This window comes from Azospirillum lipoferum 4B, assembly GCF_000283655.1.
Taxonomy (GTDB): Bacteria; Pseudomonadota; Alphaproteobacteria; order Azospirillales; family Azospirillaceae; genus Azospirillum; species Azospirillum lipoferum_C.
Genome location: NC_016586.1, coordinates 293513 through 310204, shown reverse-complemented (window position 1 = coordinate 310204; position 16692 = coordinate 293513). Strand labels below are relative to the sequence as shown.

Annotated in this window: 17 protein-coding genes; 5 read left to right on the top strand and 12 right to left on the bottom strand. The window is 68.7% G+C overall.

The genetic code is table 11. The annotated features are described in order from the left end of the window. Positions 1-6: 6 nt before the first annotated feature. The 8 genes from mnhG to AZOLI_RS19665 are packed head-to-tail and all read right to left on the bottom strand — an operon-like array spanning position 7 to position 7480. Positions 7-357, bottom strand: coding sequence for a monovalent cation/H(+) antiporter subunit G (mnhG, locus tag AZOLI_RS19700; protein WP_014188889.1), 351 nt, complete (start codon positions 355-357; stop codon positions 7-9). Further along, complete coding sequence (locus tag AZOLI_RS19695) at positions 354-635, bottom strand: K+/H+ antiporter subunit F (protein ID WP_014188888.1); 282 nt, start codon at positions 633-635, stop codon at positions 354-356. The genes mnhG and AZOLI_RS19695 overlap by 4 nt, the downstream gene beginning before the upstream one ends. After that, a complete protein-coding gene (locus AZOLI_RS19690) occupies positions 632-1132 on the bottom strand; it encodes a Na+/H+ antiporter subunit E (RefSeq protein ID WP_014188887.1) in 501 nt (166 codons plus the stop codon). Before AZOLI_RS19690 ends, AZOLI_RS19695 begins: the two co-directional genes overlap by 4 nt. Continuing rightward, positions 1129-2727, bottom strand: coding sequence for a monovalent cation/H+ antiporter subunit D (locus AZOLI_RS19685; RefSeq protein WP_044552529.1), 1599 nt, complete (start codon positions 2725-2727; stop codon positions 1129-1131). Before AZOLI_RS19685 ends, AZOLI_RS19690 begins: the two co-directional genes overlap by 4 nt. An 8-nt stretch (positions 2728-2735) precedes the next feature. Next, complete coding sequence (locus AZOLI_RS19680; protein WP_014188885.1) at positions 2736-3080, bottom strand: Na+/H+ antiporter subunit C; 345 nt, start codon at positions 3078-3080, stop codon at positions 2736-2738. A 1-nt stretch (position 3081) separates the two neighbouring features. After that, positions 3082-6033 (bottom strand): monovalent cation/H+ antiporter subunit A, encoded by a 2952-nt coding sequence (locus AZOLI_RS19675; RefSeq protein ID WP_014188884.1) that lies wholly within the window; start codon positions 6031-6033, stop codon positions 3082-3084. Positions 6034-6072: 39 nt separating this feature from the next. Then, positions 6073-6582, bottom strand: a complete 510-nt coding sequence (locus AZOLI_RS19670; protein WP_044552528.1) for a PTS sugar transporter subunit IIA — start codon at positions 6580-6582, stop codon at positions 6073-6075. Beyond that, entirely contained in the window at positions 6569-7480 is a 912-nt protein-coding gene (locus AZOLI_RS19665; protein WP_014188882.1) for a universal stress protein, read from the bottom strand. The genes AZOLI_RS19670 and AZOLI_RS19665 overlap by 14 nt, the downstream gene beginning before the upstream one ends. Before the next feature lie 178 nt (positions 7481-7658). On the opposite strand from AZOLI_RS19665, the gene AZOLI_RS19660 reads away from it, so the two are divergent. Beyond that, positions 7659-9308 (top strand): ATP-binding protein, encoded by a 1650-nt coding sequence (locus tag AZOLI_RS19660; RefSeq protein ID WP_162488330.1) that lies wholly within the window; start codon positions 7659-7661, stop codon positions 9306-9308. Continuing rightward, entirely contained in the window at positions 9305-9925 is a 621-nt protein-coding gene (locus AZOLI_RS19655; RefSeq protein WP_014188880.1) for a response regulator transcription factor, read from the top strand. Before AZOLI_RS19660 ends, AZOLI_RS19655 begins: the two co-directional genes overlap by 4 nt. Positions 9926-10137: 212 nt before the next feature. Here AZOLI_RS19655 and AZOLI_RS19650 read toward each other — a convergent pair whose 3' ends face one another. The 4 genes from AZOLI_RS19650 to AZOLI_RS19640 all read right to left on the bottom strand — a co-directional run bounded on the left by AZOLI_RS19650 (position 10138) and on the right by AZOLI_RS19640 (position 12906). After that, positions 10138-11052, bottom strand: coding sequence for a cell wall hydrolase (locus tag AZOLI_RS19650; protein WP_014188879.1), 915 nt, complete (start codon positions 11050-11052; stop codon positions 10138-10140). Positions 11053-11305: 253 nt separating this feature from the next. After that, positions 11306-11482, bottom strand: coding sequence for a hypothetical protein (locus tag AZOLI_RS32645; RefSeq protein WP_162488329.1), 177 nt, complete (start codon positions 11480-11482; stop codon positions 11306-11308). A 102-nt stretch (positions 11483-11584) separates the two neighbouring features. Then, positions 11585-11803, bottom strand: a complete 219-nt coding sequence (locus AZOLI_RS19645; protein ID WP_044552193.1) for a hypothetical protein — start codon at positions 11801-11803, stop codon at positions 11585-11587. A 317-nt stretch (positions 11804-12120) separates the two neighbouring features. Beyond that, the gene (locus AZOLI_RS19640; RefSeq protein ID WP_014188878.1) at positions 12121-12906 is read right to left on the bottom strand and encodes an IclR family transcriptional regulator; all 786 of its coding nucleotides are present in this window, start codon (positions 12904-12906) and stop codon (positions 12121-12123) included. A 143-nt stretch (positions 12907-13049) separates the two neighbouring features. Between AZOLI_RS19640 and AZOLI_RS19635 the strand changes: the two genes are divergently transcribed. The 3 genes from AZOLI_RS19635 (at position 13050) to AZOLI_RS19625 (ending at position 16692) form a co-directional block, all read left to right on the top strand. Continuing rightward, positions 13050-14624, top strand: a complete 1575-nt coding sequence (locus AZOLI_RS19635) for an ABC transporter substrate-binding protein (protein ID WP_014188877.1) — start codon at positions 13050-13052, stop codon at positions 14622-14624. Positions 14625-14815: 191 nt separating this feature from the next. Continuing rightward, entirely contained in the window at positions 14816-15757 is a 942-nt protein-coding gene (locus AZOLI_RS19630; RefSeq protein WP_014188876.1) for an ABC transporter permease, read from the top strand. Positions 15758-15870: 113 nt separating this feature from the next. Continuing rightward, complete coding sequence (locus AZOLI_RS19625; RefSeq protein ID WP_044552525.1) at positions 15871-16692, top strand: ABC transporter permease; 822 nt, start codon at positions 15871-15873, stop codon at positions 16690-16692.

The following is a 16692-nucleotide window of genomic DNA, read 5'->3' as shown; positions in this document are numbered from 1 at the left end:
GAACTCTCATTCCGAAGGCGGCGGCGGCACCTCGTCGCTTCCCTCGATGCGGTCGCGGTAGAGGGCGGCGCGGGCCAGCAGCATCAGGGTGATCGGGGTGGTGACCACCATCAGGGCGGTGATCAGCAGCTCGTGGATGATCGCCCGCGATTCGAGCACTGAGAAGAACAGCATCGAGGCCAGCAGGATGCAGCCGATGCCAAGTGTCGCGCCCAGCGTCGGGGCGTGGACCCGCTGGTAGAAGCTGTCGAAGCGCAGCAGGCCGACCGTTCCGATCAGCGTCAGGACGGCGCCGGTCAGCAGCAGCAGGGCGGTCAGGACCGCCGCCCAGGCGGGAATTTCGGCCAGATGGGTCATTCGATCACCTCCCCGCGCATCAGGAACTTCGCCAGCGCCGCCGTCGACACGAATCCCAGCAGGGCGATGATCAGCGCCGCCTCGAAATACAGGATGCTGCCGGTGCGGATGCCGAAGGTCAGCAGCAGCATGGTCGCCGTGACATAGAGGGCGTCCATTCCCAGCACGCGGTCCTGCGCCCGCGGTCCGCGCAGCACCCGGAAGGCCGCGAAGGCCATGGCGGCGACCAGCAGAATCTGGGTCAGGAAGATCGTTCCAATCAGCAATTTGACGATCATTCGAACAGCTCCATCAACCGCGTCTCGTACCGCCCCTTGATGAGGTCGATCCACTCCTGCTCGTCCACAAGGTCGAGGATGTGCAGCAGGATGGTGTTGCGCGACCGGTCATAGGCGACCCACACCGTGCCGGGGGTGGCGGTCAGGATGCAGGCCAGCGTCGCCAGCCCGTAGGGCGCCTTGAGTTCGAGCGGGATGCGCAGGAAACCCGACACCCGCTCTCCCTTGCCCGGCCGCAGGATGATCTTCGCGACGGCGATGTTGGAGCGGACGATATCCACCAGCACCAGCAGCAGCAGCGACAGCGCGGCCCGCGGCCGGCGGAACCGCCCGGCCGGCAGGTCCAGCGTGCTCAGCGTCGCCCCCGTCGCCAGCGACAGCACACCGCCCAGGATGACCGTGCCCGGCGCCACGCTTTCGTTCAGCAGCAGCCAGACCCCCAGCAGGGTCGCCGCCATCATGGGGTAGGGAAGCCATCTCTTGACCGTCGCTCTCATTCCTTGCCTCCCATCCCCGGAGCGCGGGTCACGGACATCACCGCACCGGTGTAGTCGCGCGGCGCATGCAGCGACCTTGCGGTGTCCTCCATGTAGCGCATCGCCGGCCCGGCCTGGACCGTCAGCGCCACATTGAGGGCGAGCAGAAGCAGGACCGGCGCGAGCTCCGCCACCCGCACGCGCGGCGCCTCATCGGAGGAGGAGGCCCAAAAGGCGTCGATACCGGCGCGTGTCATCGCCACCACCGTCGCCAGCCCGGACAGGACCAGCGCCGCCATCAGCACCCAGGTGGTGACCGGCACGTCCGGGCCGGCGGCCAGCAGCGGCGACAGGATGGCGAATTTGGCGAGAAAGCCCGACAGCGGCGGCAGGCCGGCGAGCAGCAACGCGCTGGACATGAAGCCGATGCCGAGGATCGCCATCGTCGCCGGAATGGCGACGCCGGCCCCGCCATCGTCGGAGTCCTCGTCATCGCCCTCTCCGTACGCCTCGCGGGTCACCGCCAGCACGTCGGCACCGACGGCGCGTCCGCGCTCCACCAGCTCCACCACCAGGAAGAAGCCGGCGACCGCCAGAACCGAACTGGCGAGATAGAACAGGGCGCCGCCGGTCACCGACAGCTGCCCGGCGCCGATGGCGGCAAGCAGCGTGCCGGACGACACCAGCACGCTGGCCCCGGCCAGCCGCGCCATGTTCTGCGTCGCCAGCACGGCGATGGACCCGAAGCCGATGGTCAGCAGCCCGCCGACCAGCAGGACAGTGCCGCCGAAGCCGGAGGAGGCGCCGGCCCCGTCGCCGAACACCAGCAGCCACAGCCGCAGCACGGCATAGACGCCGACCTTGCTGAGGATGGAGACGATGGCGGCAGAGGCAGCACCCAGGGTGGAATAGGTGTTGGGCAGCCAGAAGCCCAGCGGCCACATCCCTGCCTTGATCAGGAAGGCGACGCCCAGAATGGCCGCCCCGGCCTCCAGCAGTCCGCGGTCCTCCGCCGCCAGCCCGGCGACGCGTCCGGCCAGATCGGCCATGTTGAGGGTGCCGGAGATGCCGTAGATCATGCTGACCCCGATCAGGAACAGCAGCGAGGCCGACAGGTTGATGGCGATGTAGTGCAGCCCCGCCCGCACCCGCGCAATGCCCGAGCCGTGCAGGGCCAGCCCGTAGGAGGCGGCCAGCATGATCTCGAAGAAGACGAACAGGTTGAACAGGTCGCCGGTCAGGAAGGCGCCGTTCAGCCCCATCAGCTGGAACTGGAACAGCGAATGGAAATGCGCGCCCGCCTTCTGCCAGCGCGGCAGCGCGAACAGCAGGGCCGCCACCCCCAGGATGCCGGTCAGCACCAGCATCAGCGCGGCGAAGCGGTCCAGAACCAGCACGATGCCGAAATTGGCCGGCCAGTCGCCCAGCCGGTAGACGCGGACGCCGGCCGCGCCCTGGTCCGCGACCGTCATCGCCAGGATGGCCAGCCCCAGCAATGCCAGCGCCGACGCCATGCCGATCACGGCCTTCAGCGTGCGCCGCCGCTCGTCGATCGGCATCATCAGCGCACCGGCCAGCATGGGCAGAACGATGGGCGCGATGGTCAGGTGATCCATCCAGCCGGTCACCGGCTCTTCTCCTTTCCGTCGACATGGTCGGTCCCGGTCAGGCCGCGGGTCGCGAGCAGCAGGACGAGGAACAGGGCGGTGGTGGCGAAGCCGATGACGATGGCGGTCAGCACCAGCGCCTGCGGCACCGGGTCGGCATGCATGGCGAGGTTGCCGGCCCGGCCGCCCTCCAGGATCGGTTCGGCGCCGGTGCGCAGGCCGCCGGTGGAGAAGATGAACAGGTTGACGGCATAGGACAGCAGCGACAGGCCGACGATCACCTGGAAGGTGCGGGGCCGCAGCAGCAGCCACACGCCGGAGCCGGTCAGCACGCCGATGCCGAGCGAAAGGATCAGTTCCATGTCAGTCGTCTCCCACGGCGGACGGCACGCGATCGGGAATGGCCGGCATCTCTGCCGGGCGCGGGGCCGCGGCACGGTGGCCGCGCAGCGACTGGCGGGCCAGCGCGATCAGGATCAGGATGGTGGCGCCCACCACCAGGGCGAAGACGCCGATGTCGAACAGCAGGGCGCTCGCCACCGGAATCTTCCCCAGGACCGGCAGCTCGGCGTAGGCGAAATAGCTGGTCAGGAAGGCCCGGCCGAAGATCCAGGCGCCGAGCCCGGTGCCGCCGGCCAGCAGAATGCCGATCCCCATCCAGCGCATCGGCAGGATGCGCAGCCGCGCCTCCACCCACTGGGTACCGCCGAACATGTATTGCAGGATCATGGCGATGGCCACGGTCAGCCCGGCCGCGAAGCCGCCGCCCGGCAGGTCGTGGCCGCGCAGCAGCAGGAACAACGCCACCAGCAGGATCACCGGGAACAGCAGCCGCGCGATCAGCGACGGGATGAACAGCCACTCCGCCGCCGTGTCGCCGTCCTTGCGGTCGGGCCGGGAGGCGTCGAAGGCGCTCTGGTCGCGCTGCTGTTCGGGCACGTCGACGCTGTCCGGCGCCGGGCGGAAACGGCGCAGCAGGGCATAGGCGGTCAGCGCCACCGCCCCCAGCACGGTGATCTCCCCCATGGTGTCGAAGCCGCGGAAATCGACCAGGATGACGTTGACTACGTTGGTGCCGCCGCCCTCGCTGTAGGCGAGTTCCAGGAAATGCTGGGCCAGAAGCTCCGGCGGCAGGCGGGTCATCACGCCGAAGGACAGCCCCGCCATGCCCGCCCCGGCGGCGATGGCGATGCCGAGGTCGCGCAGGCGGCGGCCCAGGGTGACCGCCTCCGACCCGCGGGTGCCGGGAACGTCCAGCCGCTTGGGCAGCCAGCGCAGCCCCAGCAGCAGCAGGATGGTGGTGACGACCTCCACCAGCAGCTGGGTGAGCGCGAGGTCGGGGGCGGAGAACCAGACGAAGGTGACGCAGACGACCAGCCCGGCGCCGCCCAGCAGGATCAGCGCCGCCAGCCGGTGGAACTTCGCCTGCCAGGCGGCCCCCAGCGCGAAGGCGGCGCCCAGCCCCCAGATCAGCGCCAGCACCGGGTCGATGCCCGCCGGCAGCAGGTTGCCCGGAGCCAGACCGCGCAGCCAGACCGCCGCGCCGGCGGCCAGCACCGCCGCGCACACCACCAGCCTCAGCTGCGGCTGCAAGCGGCGGGTGCCGACCAGCCCCTCGGCCGTGCGGGCGAGGCGCCAGGACAGGAACACCATCGTCCGTTCGAACATGCGCCGGCCTTCGAACGCGCGGATCAGCGGCGGCCCCTCGATCCCCTTGGCGAGATGACCTTGGAGCAGACGGTAGAGGCCGAGCCCGGCGGCGAAGGCGATCATGCTCATCAGCAGCGGGCGGTTGAAGCCGTGCCAGACCGCGAGGCTGTATTCGGGCGTCGCCGCCCCCAGCGCCGCGCGGGCGGCCATGTCGAGGTAGGGTCCCACGGTGGCGGCCGGCAGGATGCCGATGACGATGCAGGCCAGCACCAGGATTTCCACCGGGAAGCGCATCCAGGCCGGCGGCTCGTGCGGCTTCTTCGGCAAATCCACCGGATCCGGCCCGAAGAAGGCGCCATGGATGAAGCGCAGCGAATAGGCGACGCTGAAGGCGCTCGCCACCATCGCGGCGACCGGCAGCACGTCGAAGAAGATCGGCAGCGGCTCCTTGGCCGACAGCGCCTCGGCGAAGAACATCTCCTTGGACAGGAAACCGTTCAGCAGCGGCACGCCCGCCATGGCGCCCGCGGCGATCAGGGCGAGGCGGGCGGTGAAGGGCATGAAGCGGTTCAGGCCGGACAGGCGCCGGATGTCGCGCGTCCCCGTCTCGTGGTCGATGATGCCGGCGGCCATGAACAGCGAGGCCTTGAAGGTCGCGTGGTTGATGACGTGGAAGATCGCCGCCACCATCGCCAGCTCGCTGTTCAGCCCCAGCAGCAGGGTGATCAGGCCGAGATGGCTAATGGTCGAATAGGCGAGCAGCCCCTTCAGGTCATGCTGGAAGATGGCGATGTAGGCGCCGAGCAGCAGGGTGGCGAGCCCCGCCGTGCCGACGATCCAGAACCACGCCTCCGTCCCCGCCAGCACCGGCCACAGCCGCGCCATCAGGAAGACGCCGGCCTTCACCAGCGTCGCCGAATGCAGATAGGCCGACACCGGGGTCGGCGCCGCCATGGCGTGCGGCAGCCAGAAATGGAAGGGGAACTGCGCGCTCTTGGTCAGGGCACCGAGCAGGATCAGCACCAGCGCCGGCAGATAGAGCGGATGCGCGCGGATGCGGTCGCCCGCCGCCAGCACGGCGTCCAGATCGTAGCTGCCGACGATGTGGCCGAGGATCAGCACGCCCGCGAACAGGCAGAGGCCGCCGGTCGCCGTGACGGTCAGCGCCATGCGCGCGCCGTCGCGCGCGGCGGCGGTGTGGTGCCAATAGCCGATCAGCAGGAAGGAGAAGAGGCTGGTCAGCTCCCAGAAGAAGGCGAGCTGGATCAGGTTGCCCGACAGCACCACCCCCGTCATCGACCCCATGAAGGCGAGAAGGAAGGCGAAGAAGCGCGGCACCGGATCCTCGGCCGCCATGTAATAGCGGGCATAGACCACCACCAGCGCACCGACGCAGAACACCAGCCCGGCGAACAGCCAGGCGAAGCCGTCCATGCGCAAGGAGAAGTCCAGCCCCAGCATCGGCATCCAGTCTGCCGAATGGCGGACCACGCCGCCCGCCGACACCGTCGGATAGGCCGACCACACCATCGCCAGCCCGACCAGCGCCACGCCGCCGGCCAGCCACGCCGCCGCGTTGCGCGCGTGCGTCGGCAACATCCCGGCGACGAGCGCGCCGGCGAACGGGAAGCCAACGGCGATCAGGAGCAGCAGTGCGTCGGGCATGAAGTCCTACGGTCGAAGAGGCGGCGGGAACAGGCGGGGTCAGAGGCCGGGCAGCAGGCCGTCCGGGTCCTTGACGAGGTCGGAATCCTCCGCATCGCGGGCGACGGCCTGGAGGAGGAGCCGGGCGGCGTCTTCGGGCGTCTGCGCACCGCGCAGCCGGCGAACCGATTGCGGATCGCGCAACGCCCCGCAGATCTCCGACATGGCGGTCAGCAGCCCCTTGCGGTTCGATGCAGGCCACAGAGCCAGGAAGACGAGGTCGACCGGTTCGTCGTCGCGCGCGTCGAAGTCGACCGCGCGCTGGAGCCGGGCGAACAGGACGACCGGCTCCGCGAGATCGGCCAGTTCCGTATGCGGAAAGGCCACGCCCTTGCCCAGCGCGGTGGAGCCGATCTTCTCCCGCGCCAGCAGGGCGCCCAGGATTTCCGGCGCAGGCCGGCCGCTGCGGGTCGCCGCCTCCGCCGCCAGCCGGTCGAGCAGGGCCGGCTTGTCGGCGGGAGCGGCGTCGAGGATGACGTCGGCCGCGGAAAAAAGCTCAGTGATGGCCATCTGGTTCTCCGCCATCTGATTCTCCATTAAGGCCAAAGGTCGGGACGGTCGCCGGGGACCGGATGCCGGCCGTACCGCCGATCAGCACGTCACAGGGCAGCGCCTCGATCACGTCGGAGGCCGTGCTGCCCAGCAGGGCACGGGAAACGCCGCTGCGCCGGGCGGAGCCCAGGGCGACCAGATCGTACCGTCCGTCCCGCGCGAGATCGACGATCCGCCGCCCCGGAGAGCCGGTGAGCAGGATCGTCTCGACCGCCGGTTCCTGATCCGATTCTGCGGACGGGCTGCCCAGCACTTTCCGGAAATCGTGCGCGGCCTGCCCCGTGTCCAGGGGAGAACTGGATCGGCCCGCCATCCCCGGCAGATCGACGACATGCAGCAGGTGGATGCTTCCCTCCCGCATCAGCATCCGCACACAGTCCACCGACGGGCGCGAGCGTTCGGAGAAGTCGACCGGCACCAGCGCCCGCAGATAGGGCTGGAGCGGCTTGTCGCGCACGATCAGCATCGGCGTCCCATCGGCGATGGCGATGCGCTCGACGGTGGAGGCCAGGAACAGGTCCGCCACCCGGTCGCGCTGGTGCAGCCCCACCACGATGAGGTCGGGAAGCCACAGCCCGGCATAGCCGGCGACCCGGTGTTCGACGGCCTCGCCGCGCACCGCGACCGCCTGGGATCGGATGTCCGCCCCGCCCGGCACGGCCAGGATATGGCGCTGGAGTTCCGCTTCCACATGGTGCAGCGGCAGGCAGCCATAGGGACCGCCGGTGCCGTCGACGACATGCAGCGCCGTCAGCTCCGCATCGAACCGGCGGGCGAGCTGGACGGCGCGCTCCAGGGCGCGATCCGATTTCGGTTCCAGGTCGGTTGCCAGCAGAATGCGCCGAAGGCTCGCCATCGTGACTTTCGAATCATATGCAGGGACCCCTTGATGATCGGAAATCGGCCGCAGTCTGTCCATGCCGGGAAATACGGACCGGAAAGGGTCGCGTGACACCCTACCGAATGTCCGTAGTAATACGGGGTGGATCATTTCACCTGATGCAGTGGACGCCGGTTGGCGTTACCATCGGTCCATGCCACAGACTGTCCGCCGCCGATGGATGTTCATTCCGGCCTATCTGGCCGCCCAACTGTTCCTGGATTGGATCAGCTTCATCCATGCGGTGTCGTCGATCAACATCACGCCGTGGAATCCGCCGGCCGGCCTGATGATGGGGCTGTCGGTGCTGCTGGGCCTGCGCGCGGTGCCGCTGGTCTGGCTGGGGCTGACCGCCGCCGACATCGTGGTCCGCGACCTCCCGGTCGGTCTGGGAACGGCGCTGCTGGCCAACGGAATCGTCGCCCTGGGCTATGGGGCGGCGGGTGGGATGCTGCGCAAGATGATCGATCCGGGGCTGTCCAGCCTGCGGGACATCGTCCTGCTGCTCGGCGGCAGCGCGGCAGCGGTTCTGGTCATCGGGCTGGGCTTCATCGCCGTCCACACGGCGGCCGGGCTGTTCGATTGGGCGCGCTTTCCAGAGGTGCTGCTGCGCTTCTGGACCGGCGAGATCATCGGCATCGCCGTCCTGACCCCGATGGTGCTGATGGCACGGCGCATGCCGGCGCTGCGCTGGTCCTGGAGTGGAGCGGCGGAGAGTCTGGCCCACGGCGCGCTGATCGGCTTCACCCTGTGGCTGGATTTCGGTCCGCTGGGCTCGTCGCAGTACGAGCATTTCTACCTGCTGTTCCTGCCGGCCATCGCGGTCGCGGTGCGGCACGGGCGGGGCGGGGCGGTGCTGGCCTCGGCCGCCACCCAGGCCGGCCTGATCGCCGCCATCCAGGCGACCGGCGTCGACACCGCGCGCATGGCGCATTTCCAGCTTCTGATGCTGACGCTCGCCATCACCATCCTGCTGCTGGGCGCCGTGGTCAGCGAACGCCGCCGGGTGGAGGACAGACTGCGGGTGCGGCAATCCGACCTCGCCCACGCCTCCCGCCTGATCGAGGCGGGGGAAATGGCGGCGGCGCTGGCCCATGAACTGAACCAGCCGCTGGCGGCGACCATGGGCTACGCCCGCGCCGCCCGCAAGATCGCTCGGATGGAGGAGGCGTCCCCCCGCCTGGCCGAAATCCTCGACAAGACGGTCACCCAGGCGGAACGCGCCGACCGCGTGATCCGCAGCCTGCGCGACTTCGTGCGCAAGGGTGCGCGCGACCGGACGCCGCTGCCGGTCGCCACGCTGATCGCCGACTGCCTGACCCTGGCCGGCCCGCTCGCCAGCCGCCATGCGGTGGAGATCGCCGCGGAGGTCGCACCAGCCCTGCCGGCCATCGCAGGCGATGCGGTCCAATTGCAGCAGGCGATCCTGAACCTCGTCCGCAATGCGGCGGAGGCGATGACGCCCGACGCCACCCGGCCGGAAGAAGCACTGGGCCGGCGCCGCATCGTGATCTTCGCCTGCCCCGCCGCCGAGCCCGGCTTCGTCGCCATCGGCGTGCGCGACACCGGACCCGGCCTTGCCGAGGTGGTGGAGCGCAACCTGTTCGCGCCCTTCGTCACCACCAAGCCGACCGGCATGGGGTTGGGGCTGTCCATCGTACGCACCATCGTCGAGTCCCATGGCGGCACTCTGACCGCGCGCAGCGGGAGTGGCGGTGGCGCCGCGACTGGCGCAGAAGGGGGAACCGTGTTCCAGTTCACCATTCCCGTGCACGCGAAGGACAGGGAAGGAGAGCCAGCATGACGACCGAGAAGCCCGTCGCCTTCGTGGTGGACGACGACGAGGCGGTGCGCGACGCCCTGGCACTTCACCTGGATCTGGCCGGGCTGTCGGTGCGCTGCTGCGCCTCGGCAGCGGAATTCCTGGATGCCGCGTCGCCCGACCAGCCCGGCTGCGCGATCCTCGACATCCGCATGCCGGGGATGGATGGGCTGGATTTGCAGCAGGAGATGGTCCGCCGCGGGCTGACCCTTCCCGTCATCATCATCACCGGCCATGGCGACGTGACCGCCGCGGTCCGCGCCTTCCGAGCGGGAGCCGTGGATTTCCTGCAGAAACCCTTCGACGAGGATCTGCTGATCGAACGGGTGCAGGAAGCCTTCGAGCGCGACCTCGCCGCCCGCCGCGCCGATGTGGAGGCCGGGGAGATCCGCCGCCGGCTCGCCCTGCTCAGCCCGCGCGAGCTGGAGGTGATGCAGCTGGTGGCCGAGGGGTTGCCGAACAAGACGATTGCCCAGCGGCTTTCCATCGGCATCCGCACGGTGGAGACCCACCGCGCCCGCGTGCTGGAGAAGATGGAGGCGCGCAACGCCCCGGAACTGGCACGGATGCAGATGCTGCTGGGCGGGCGGCGGGAGTAGCCGGACGCCATAGTCCTACGCTGCCAAGCCCGGAGAGTTTTGGTGCAAAGCCCTTCTCCCCTTGTGGGAGAAGGGTTGGGATGAGGGGTATTCGCCGCAGGCGAACACGCAATGCAGGCCTCTTTTCCGGCCGTCCGGCCGTGATTCCCCCCTCACCCCAACCCCTCTCCCGCGAGGGGAGAGGGGCTACCTGCAACCAGATTGGCAGAGTGTTACTCGCCGACTTCGGCCACTTGGGTCTCAGCCACTTGGGTCTCGGCCGGGCTGGTCCGCTCGGCCGGAGTGGGATAGCGGTAGAAGGAATGGTCGCCGATGGAGGCGGTACGCAGCCGCGCCTCCGCCCAGTTGGGCTTCTGGCGCCCGAGCGCCGCCTGGGTCGGCGGGCTGTAGAACAGCAAGGCGCGCGCGGTGGGATCGGGCATCTCGTCGTCGTTCAGACTCCAGGCGAGGCCGCGGGCAATGCGCAACGCCTCCTGGTCGGGCGCCGTGCGTGGCTTCGGCCAGGACGGCATGCCGCCCGCCCGGATCACCTGCGCCTGACGGCCAATCTCCGCCAGGATGCGCCGGGCCTCGGCCCGGTTGGCGGCGCGGGGGTCCGCCGCCACCTGTTGGGACTCCGCCTGCTTCCCGCGGGATTTCGCCGACTTGGCCGGCTTGCGGCGCTTCTGCGGCTCAACCTGCGTCGGCGGGGAGAAGGGTTCGAACTGGCCGGCGGCGACGACGACGCGGCAGGGCAGCGACGGATGCAACGCCGATGCGGCCCGGTTGGCGACCACCCACATGACGGCGGCCATGGCGTCGGCACCCTCGCCCCGCGCTTCCGCCCAGCCGGCCAGCGCGAGGCAGCGGCGCTCGCGCTCCGCCTGCCAGGGGGTCAGCATGTAGACCGAGGAGCCGATGACCACCGGCTGCTTCGCCCCGCCCCGCTTCGGCACGACCGCCTTGGAATCGCCGACGAAGCGGGCGCAGCCGTTGTCGCCGGGCCGGCAGACCGGCCGGTCGGCCTGAAATCCTCCATCGATGAGAGCACCGATGTCGGCACCGGTTTCCTGACCGGCTGCCTGGGCGCCTGCACCGACGGGAGCCAGGACGGTCGCAAACAGCAGGGCGAGGAGGGAGTGGCGCATCCCGGTCTCTCCGGTCTGGGGAAGGGGACTTCCTTCGACAGGAGGGGCGGATCGTAAGTTCCGTGATTCGTCCACCTCTCCGATGGCTTAAGCCTGAGGGCGGCCGGTGTAATCCAGCGGCTTCCCGAATGGGTCATCCGGCGGCTTCCGGTATCGGGTTCGGGCACACGGATGCGGGCCGGCAAGCCTTCGGATCCCTCCGGCTTCCAGCCCGATCGGCACAATGGGTCTTGTAGGGAAAATGCCGGCGGCGTCAGCCGGGCTGGCGGTTCTCGTCCGGTTTGCCGCCCTCGCCGGTCCAGTCGTCGGTCAGATAGTCCTGGGAGCGGCTGATCTCCTCGACCTCCGCGCGGGAGGGAGGTTTCGGCACCTGGTCCTGACCGGACTTGCGGTCGTCACTGTCGTCGGAGCCTTCGGGCTTGCGGGGCATCGGTTCCTCCTGGATCGCCGGGGATTTCCCAGGAAACAGGAGTTGGCCTGCAAGATCACGAAACGGAGGAGCGGTCGAAGGAAACCCGCTCCTCCGCGCACATCAGTTGGCGGCGTCGGCCACGGTCACCGGCATGGTCCGCACCATTTCCAGGGCGACAGCGGCGCGGACTTCGTCGGCGGCCAGGACGGCGGGCGTGTTCACGTTGGCGATGGCGGCGACGGCGGCGAACAGCAGGGCGCCGATGACGAAGCGGACGACGGCGAACTTGGCGGCATATTCGGCGTTGGCGGCGGCGAATTCGGCTTCATACGAGATCATGACGATCTTCCTTCAATGTCGGTTTGGAGTTCCGGGGCCGATGCAGCGGCCTGTTGAGGAAGATATTGGCACAATCACGCCGCCGCAAAAGCGGAGACATGACATCCCTGTACTCGTCATTTTGCATCGCAGCATAGCGCTGTGAAAGACGTCATACGGAGTTTTTCTTGGGGTCTCCGCGCCGTTCGCAGCGCTCTACAGGGCTTTATCGGGGATTTCGCAGCGCTATTACTGGCTGCTGTCTGTCCAGATTAAAGACATGTGGGTCGGGTTGTGTCAATGGCAACGGCCGATGCGCCGAATTGGCGCAGCCGCCGTCAGCGTCCCGGCGACAGCCGTTCGGCACTCGCCTTCAGCGTATCGATCATCGCCTGCTGCGCCTCTTCCGTCGTGTCGGCCGGGACGACGAAGCAGATGGTGGCGATGCAGCGGCCGGCCGGATCGCGGACCGGTGCGGCAAGGCAGGTGGTGAAGCGGTCGACCAGCGCGGTGGTGCGGACATAGCCCTGGGTGCGGGCGCGGCGGATGTCCTCCAGAAACTCGTCCTCGGCGATGCGACGGCCGTCGGGCAGGACGAAATCCGCCGAAGGGATGAAACGCAGGATTTCGTCGGCGGCCAAATGATCGACCAGCAGCCGGCCGGACGCCGTCCAGGGGATCGGCACCTTGATGCCGATCTCGGAGCTGATGCGGAACATGCGCCGGCCGGGTTCATTCAGCACGACCAGATACTTGTCGCCTTCCAGCGTGCAGAACTGCGCCGTCTCCCCCACCGTCTCGGCGATGTGGGCGACCTCCACCCGCGCCTTGCGGATCAGGTCGACGCTGTCGAGGTAATCGCTGCCGTAATAATGCATTGCCGGCCCGAAATAGACCGTGCCCTCGCCGTCGCGCAGTTCCAGCCAGCGCGCCTCCACCAGCGTATTGACCAGCTCGTACATGGTGGAGCGCGGGGTGCCGGTGTCGCGCGCGATGTCGGCGATGCGCGTGGGCGCGCGCCGGCTGTGCAGATGCTCCATCAGAGCGATGACGCGGTCGATGCCGCGGGCACGGCCCGTCGACTTCTCTTCCACCTGCTTCTCCGCCACGCCGTTGCTCTTCATCTGATCCGCGCTCCCGCTCTTTCCACCACCGATTAGCACGCGGATTTTCGGCTTGCCAGCGATGTTTGTCCGATATACCGTTCGCTTGTCTGGAATACAAGACCGATGTCCGATATTTCGGACAAACGGTCGGGGAGGCAGAAATGACTGGGATCACGCGACGTCTGTTCAACACCGCCCTCGGTTCGGCAGTCGCTGTCGGGGGACTTTCCACCGGTATTCTGGGGACCTGGACCACCCCTGCGCAGGCCCAGCAGGGCGGCGCCTCGGTCGTCACCGTCGCCACCATCGGCGAGCCGCCGACGCTGGACCCGGTCGGCACCACATCCGACCTCGTCAGCATCATCACCCAGCACATGTTCGAGACGCTGTTCACCTTCGACGGCGACTGGAAGCTGGCCCCGCTGGTGGCGTCGGCCCTGCCGCAGGTGTCGGCGGACGGCAAAACCTACACCATCCCGCTGCGCAGCGGCGTCACCTTCCATGACGGCAGCACCGTCACGGTGGACGACGTGGTCGCCTCGCTCGACCATTGGACCAAGGCCTCGCCGCGCGGCAAGACCGTCGCCCCGCTGGTGGAGAGCATCGCCGCCAAGGGCACCGATGCCGTCGTCATCGCGCTGAAGGAGCCCTTCGCGCCGCTGACCGCGCTCTTGGCGATGAACAACGGGGCCGCCGCCATCGTGCCGAAATCGGTCATCGACGGGCCGGGCGCCTTGAAGTCGCTGATCGGCACCGGCCCCTACAAGCTGCTGGAACACAAGCCCGACCAGTATATCCGGCTGGTCCGCCACGACGGCTACGCCTCCCCCGCCGGCACGCCCAGCGGCTATGCCGGCAGCCGCAAGGCGGTCATCGGCGAGGTGCGCTTCGTCCCGGTGCCGAACGCCGCCACCCGCGTTTCGGGCGTGCTGGCCGGCCAGTACCAGTTCGCCGACAGCCTGCCGGCGGAAACCCTGCCGCGCATCAAGGACGCCGCCGGCGTCAAGCCGGTGATCGTCAAGCCCTTCGGCTTCCCGCTGATGATCATGAACACCAGGACCGGCGTGATGGCGAACCAGAAGGTGCGTCAGGCGGTTCTGGCGGCGCTGGAGCCGAACGACATGCTGCTGGCCGGGCTCGGCGATCCCGCCTTCGTCCAGGCGGAGGGGTCGATCTACGCCCAGGGCACGCCCTATTACGACGCGGCCAGCGCCAAGGCTTATGCCGACCATGCCGCCGGCAAGGCGGCGGACCTGCTGAAGGCGGCCGGCTACAAGGGCGAGCCGATCCGCATCATGACCTCGGTGCAGTACGAGTTCCTCTATAAGATGAGCATGGTGGCGCAGGCCCAGCTCGAAATGGCCGGCTTCAAGGTCGACCTGCAGGTGCTGGACTGGGCGACCCTGCTGCAGCGCCGCGGCGACGACAAGGGGTGGGACGCCTTCTTCACCTATCACACCTTCGTGCCGGAGCCGTCGCTGATCACGGTACTGAACCCCAGCTATCCCGGCTGGTGGGACAGCCAGGCCAAGCGGGAGGCGCTCGCCGCCTTCAACCGCGAGATGGACCCGGCGGCCCGCAAGGCGAAATGGGTGACGCTGCAGACGCTGTTCTACAGCGAGGTGCCCAGCGTGAAGGTCGGCGAGTTCTACAACCTCGCCGCCAGCAGCGACAAGCTGACCGGCTACACGCCGACGCCCTGGCCCTTCTTCTGGAACACCGACCTGAAGGGCTGAGGGGGGTTGGACTCGCAAAGCCCTTCTCCCCATTGCGGGAGAAGGGTTGGGATGAGGGGGCGGCCGAAGGCCGGGATGGCAACCGGTTCGCAACCCCTCACCCCAACCCCTCTCCCACAAGGGGAGAGGGGCTACCTGTTTCCTGACGCAAAAAAGACCCGCCCCATCCTCCTCGGTCCAGGACCGCAACCATGCTCGTTTACATCGTCCGCCGGTTCGCCGGCATGATGGTCGTCATGCTGCTCGTCGCCATGGTGGTCTTCGTGATCGCCCGCGTGGTGCCGGGCGATCCCGCCGCCGTCATGCTGGGATCCTCCGCCACGCCGGAGGACATCGCGGCGCTGCGCGGCCGGCTGGGGCTCGACGAGCCGCTGCTGACGCAGTTCCTGCTCTATCTCGGGCAGATCATCCGCTTCGACCTTGGCGAGTCCATCTTCCTCAACCGCCCGGTGGCGCAGGCGCTGGCCGAACGGTCGGAGCTGACGGCTCTCCTGACGATGATGTCGGTGGGGATCGCCATGCTGATCGGCTTGCCCATCGGCATCCTGTCGGCGGCCAAGCGCGGCGGGCTGATTGACCAGACCGCGGTCGGGCTGGCCATGCTGGCGGCGAGCATTCCCAGCTTCTGGATCGGGCTGACGCTGATCAAGTATCTGGCGGTCGACCATGCCTGGTTCCCGGTCGCCGGCTATGGCCCGCCCGAAGCCGATCTGATGGAACGCATGCGCCATCTGGTGCTGCCGGCCATCGCGCTGGGCATTCCGAACTCAGCGCTGATCCTGCGCTTCACCCGCACCAGCATGCTGGACGTGATGAGCAACGATTACGTCCGCACGGCGCGGGCCAAGGGGTTGCCGCCGCTGGTCGTCGTGCTGAAGCATGCGCTGCGCAACGCGATGATCCCGATCCTGACGGTGATCGGCCTGACCACCGCGGTGATGATCGCCGGCGCCATCGTGACGGAGACCGTGTTCGGCCTGCCCGGAGTCGGCAACCTGATCGTCTCGGCCGTGCTGCGCCGCGACTATCCGGTGATCCAGGGCGCCCTGCTGGTGGTGTCCGCCATCTATGTGCTGATCAACCTGACGGTCGACCTGCTCTATGCCGTGGTCGATCCGCGGGTCCGTTATTGAGAGGGAGGGTTTCCATGGCAAGCGTCCCCGCCGGTCACGGCGCCGTTCCCCGTCCCTCCCCGGCCCCCTCCTCCAATGGGCCGCAGCGCAGCCGCTCGCCGGCCGCCCTGCTGATGCGCCAGCTGTTCCGGCGCCGGCTGGTGGTGCTGTCCTTCCTGATCATGGCAGCGATTTTGGCGGTGGCGCTGCTGGCGCCGTGGATCACGCCCTTCAATCCGATGAAGATGGACATCCTCGGCCGGCTGAAGGCGCCATCCGCCGCCCACTGGTTCGGCACCGACGAGTATGGCCGCGACGTGCTGTCCCGCGTGATGCTGGGCGCCCGGCTGTCGCTGCTGGTCGGCCTGCTGGTGGTGGTGGTGGCGACGCTGATGGGCACGCTGCTGGGGCTGGCCGCCGGCTATATCCGGCCGCTGGACGGCGTGCTGATGCGGCTGACCGACGCGCTGATGGCCTTCCCCGACATCCTGCTCGCCATCGCCTTCATGGCGGCGCTGGGGCCGTCGCTCTACAATGTCGTGCTGGCGCTCGGCATCGTCTACACGCCGCGCGTCGCCCGCGTGGTGCGCGCCGCCTGCCTCGTGGTGCGCGAGATGCCCTTCATCGAGGCGGCGACGGCGCTCGGCGCTTCCACCCCGCGCATCGTCTTCCTGCACATCCTGCCCAACCTGATCTCGCCGATCCTGGTGCAGGCCACCTTCATCTTCGCTTACGCCATCCTGACGGAGGCGGCGCTGTCCTTCCTCGGCGTCGGGGTGCCGCCGACCACCCCGACCTGGGGCAACATGATCGCCGGCGCCCAGCAGTATTTCCAGCAGGCCGACTGGCTGATCCTGTTCCCCGGCTGCGCCATCGTCCTGACCGTGCTGTCGCTGCAGATCGTCGGCGACGGGCTGCGCGACGCGCTCGACCCCCGGCTGCAGAAGGCGAAGTGA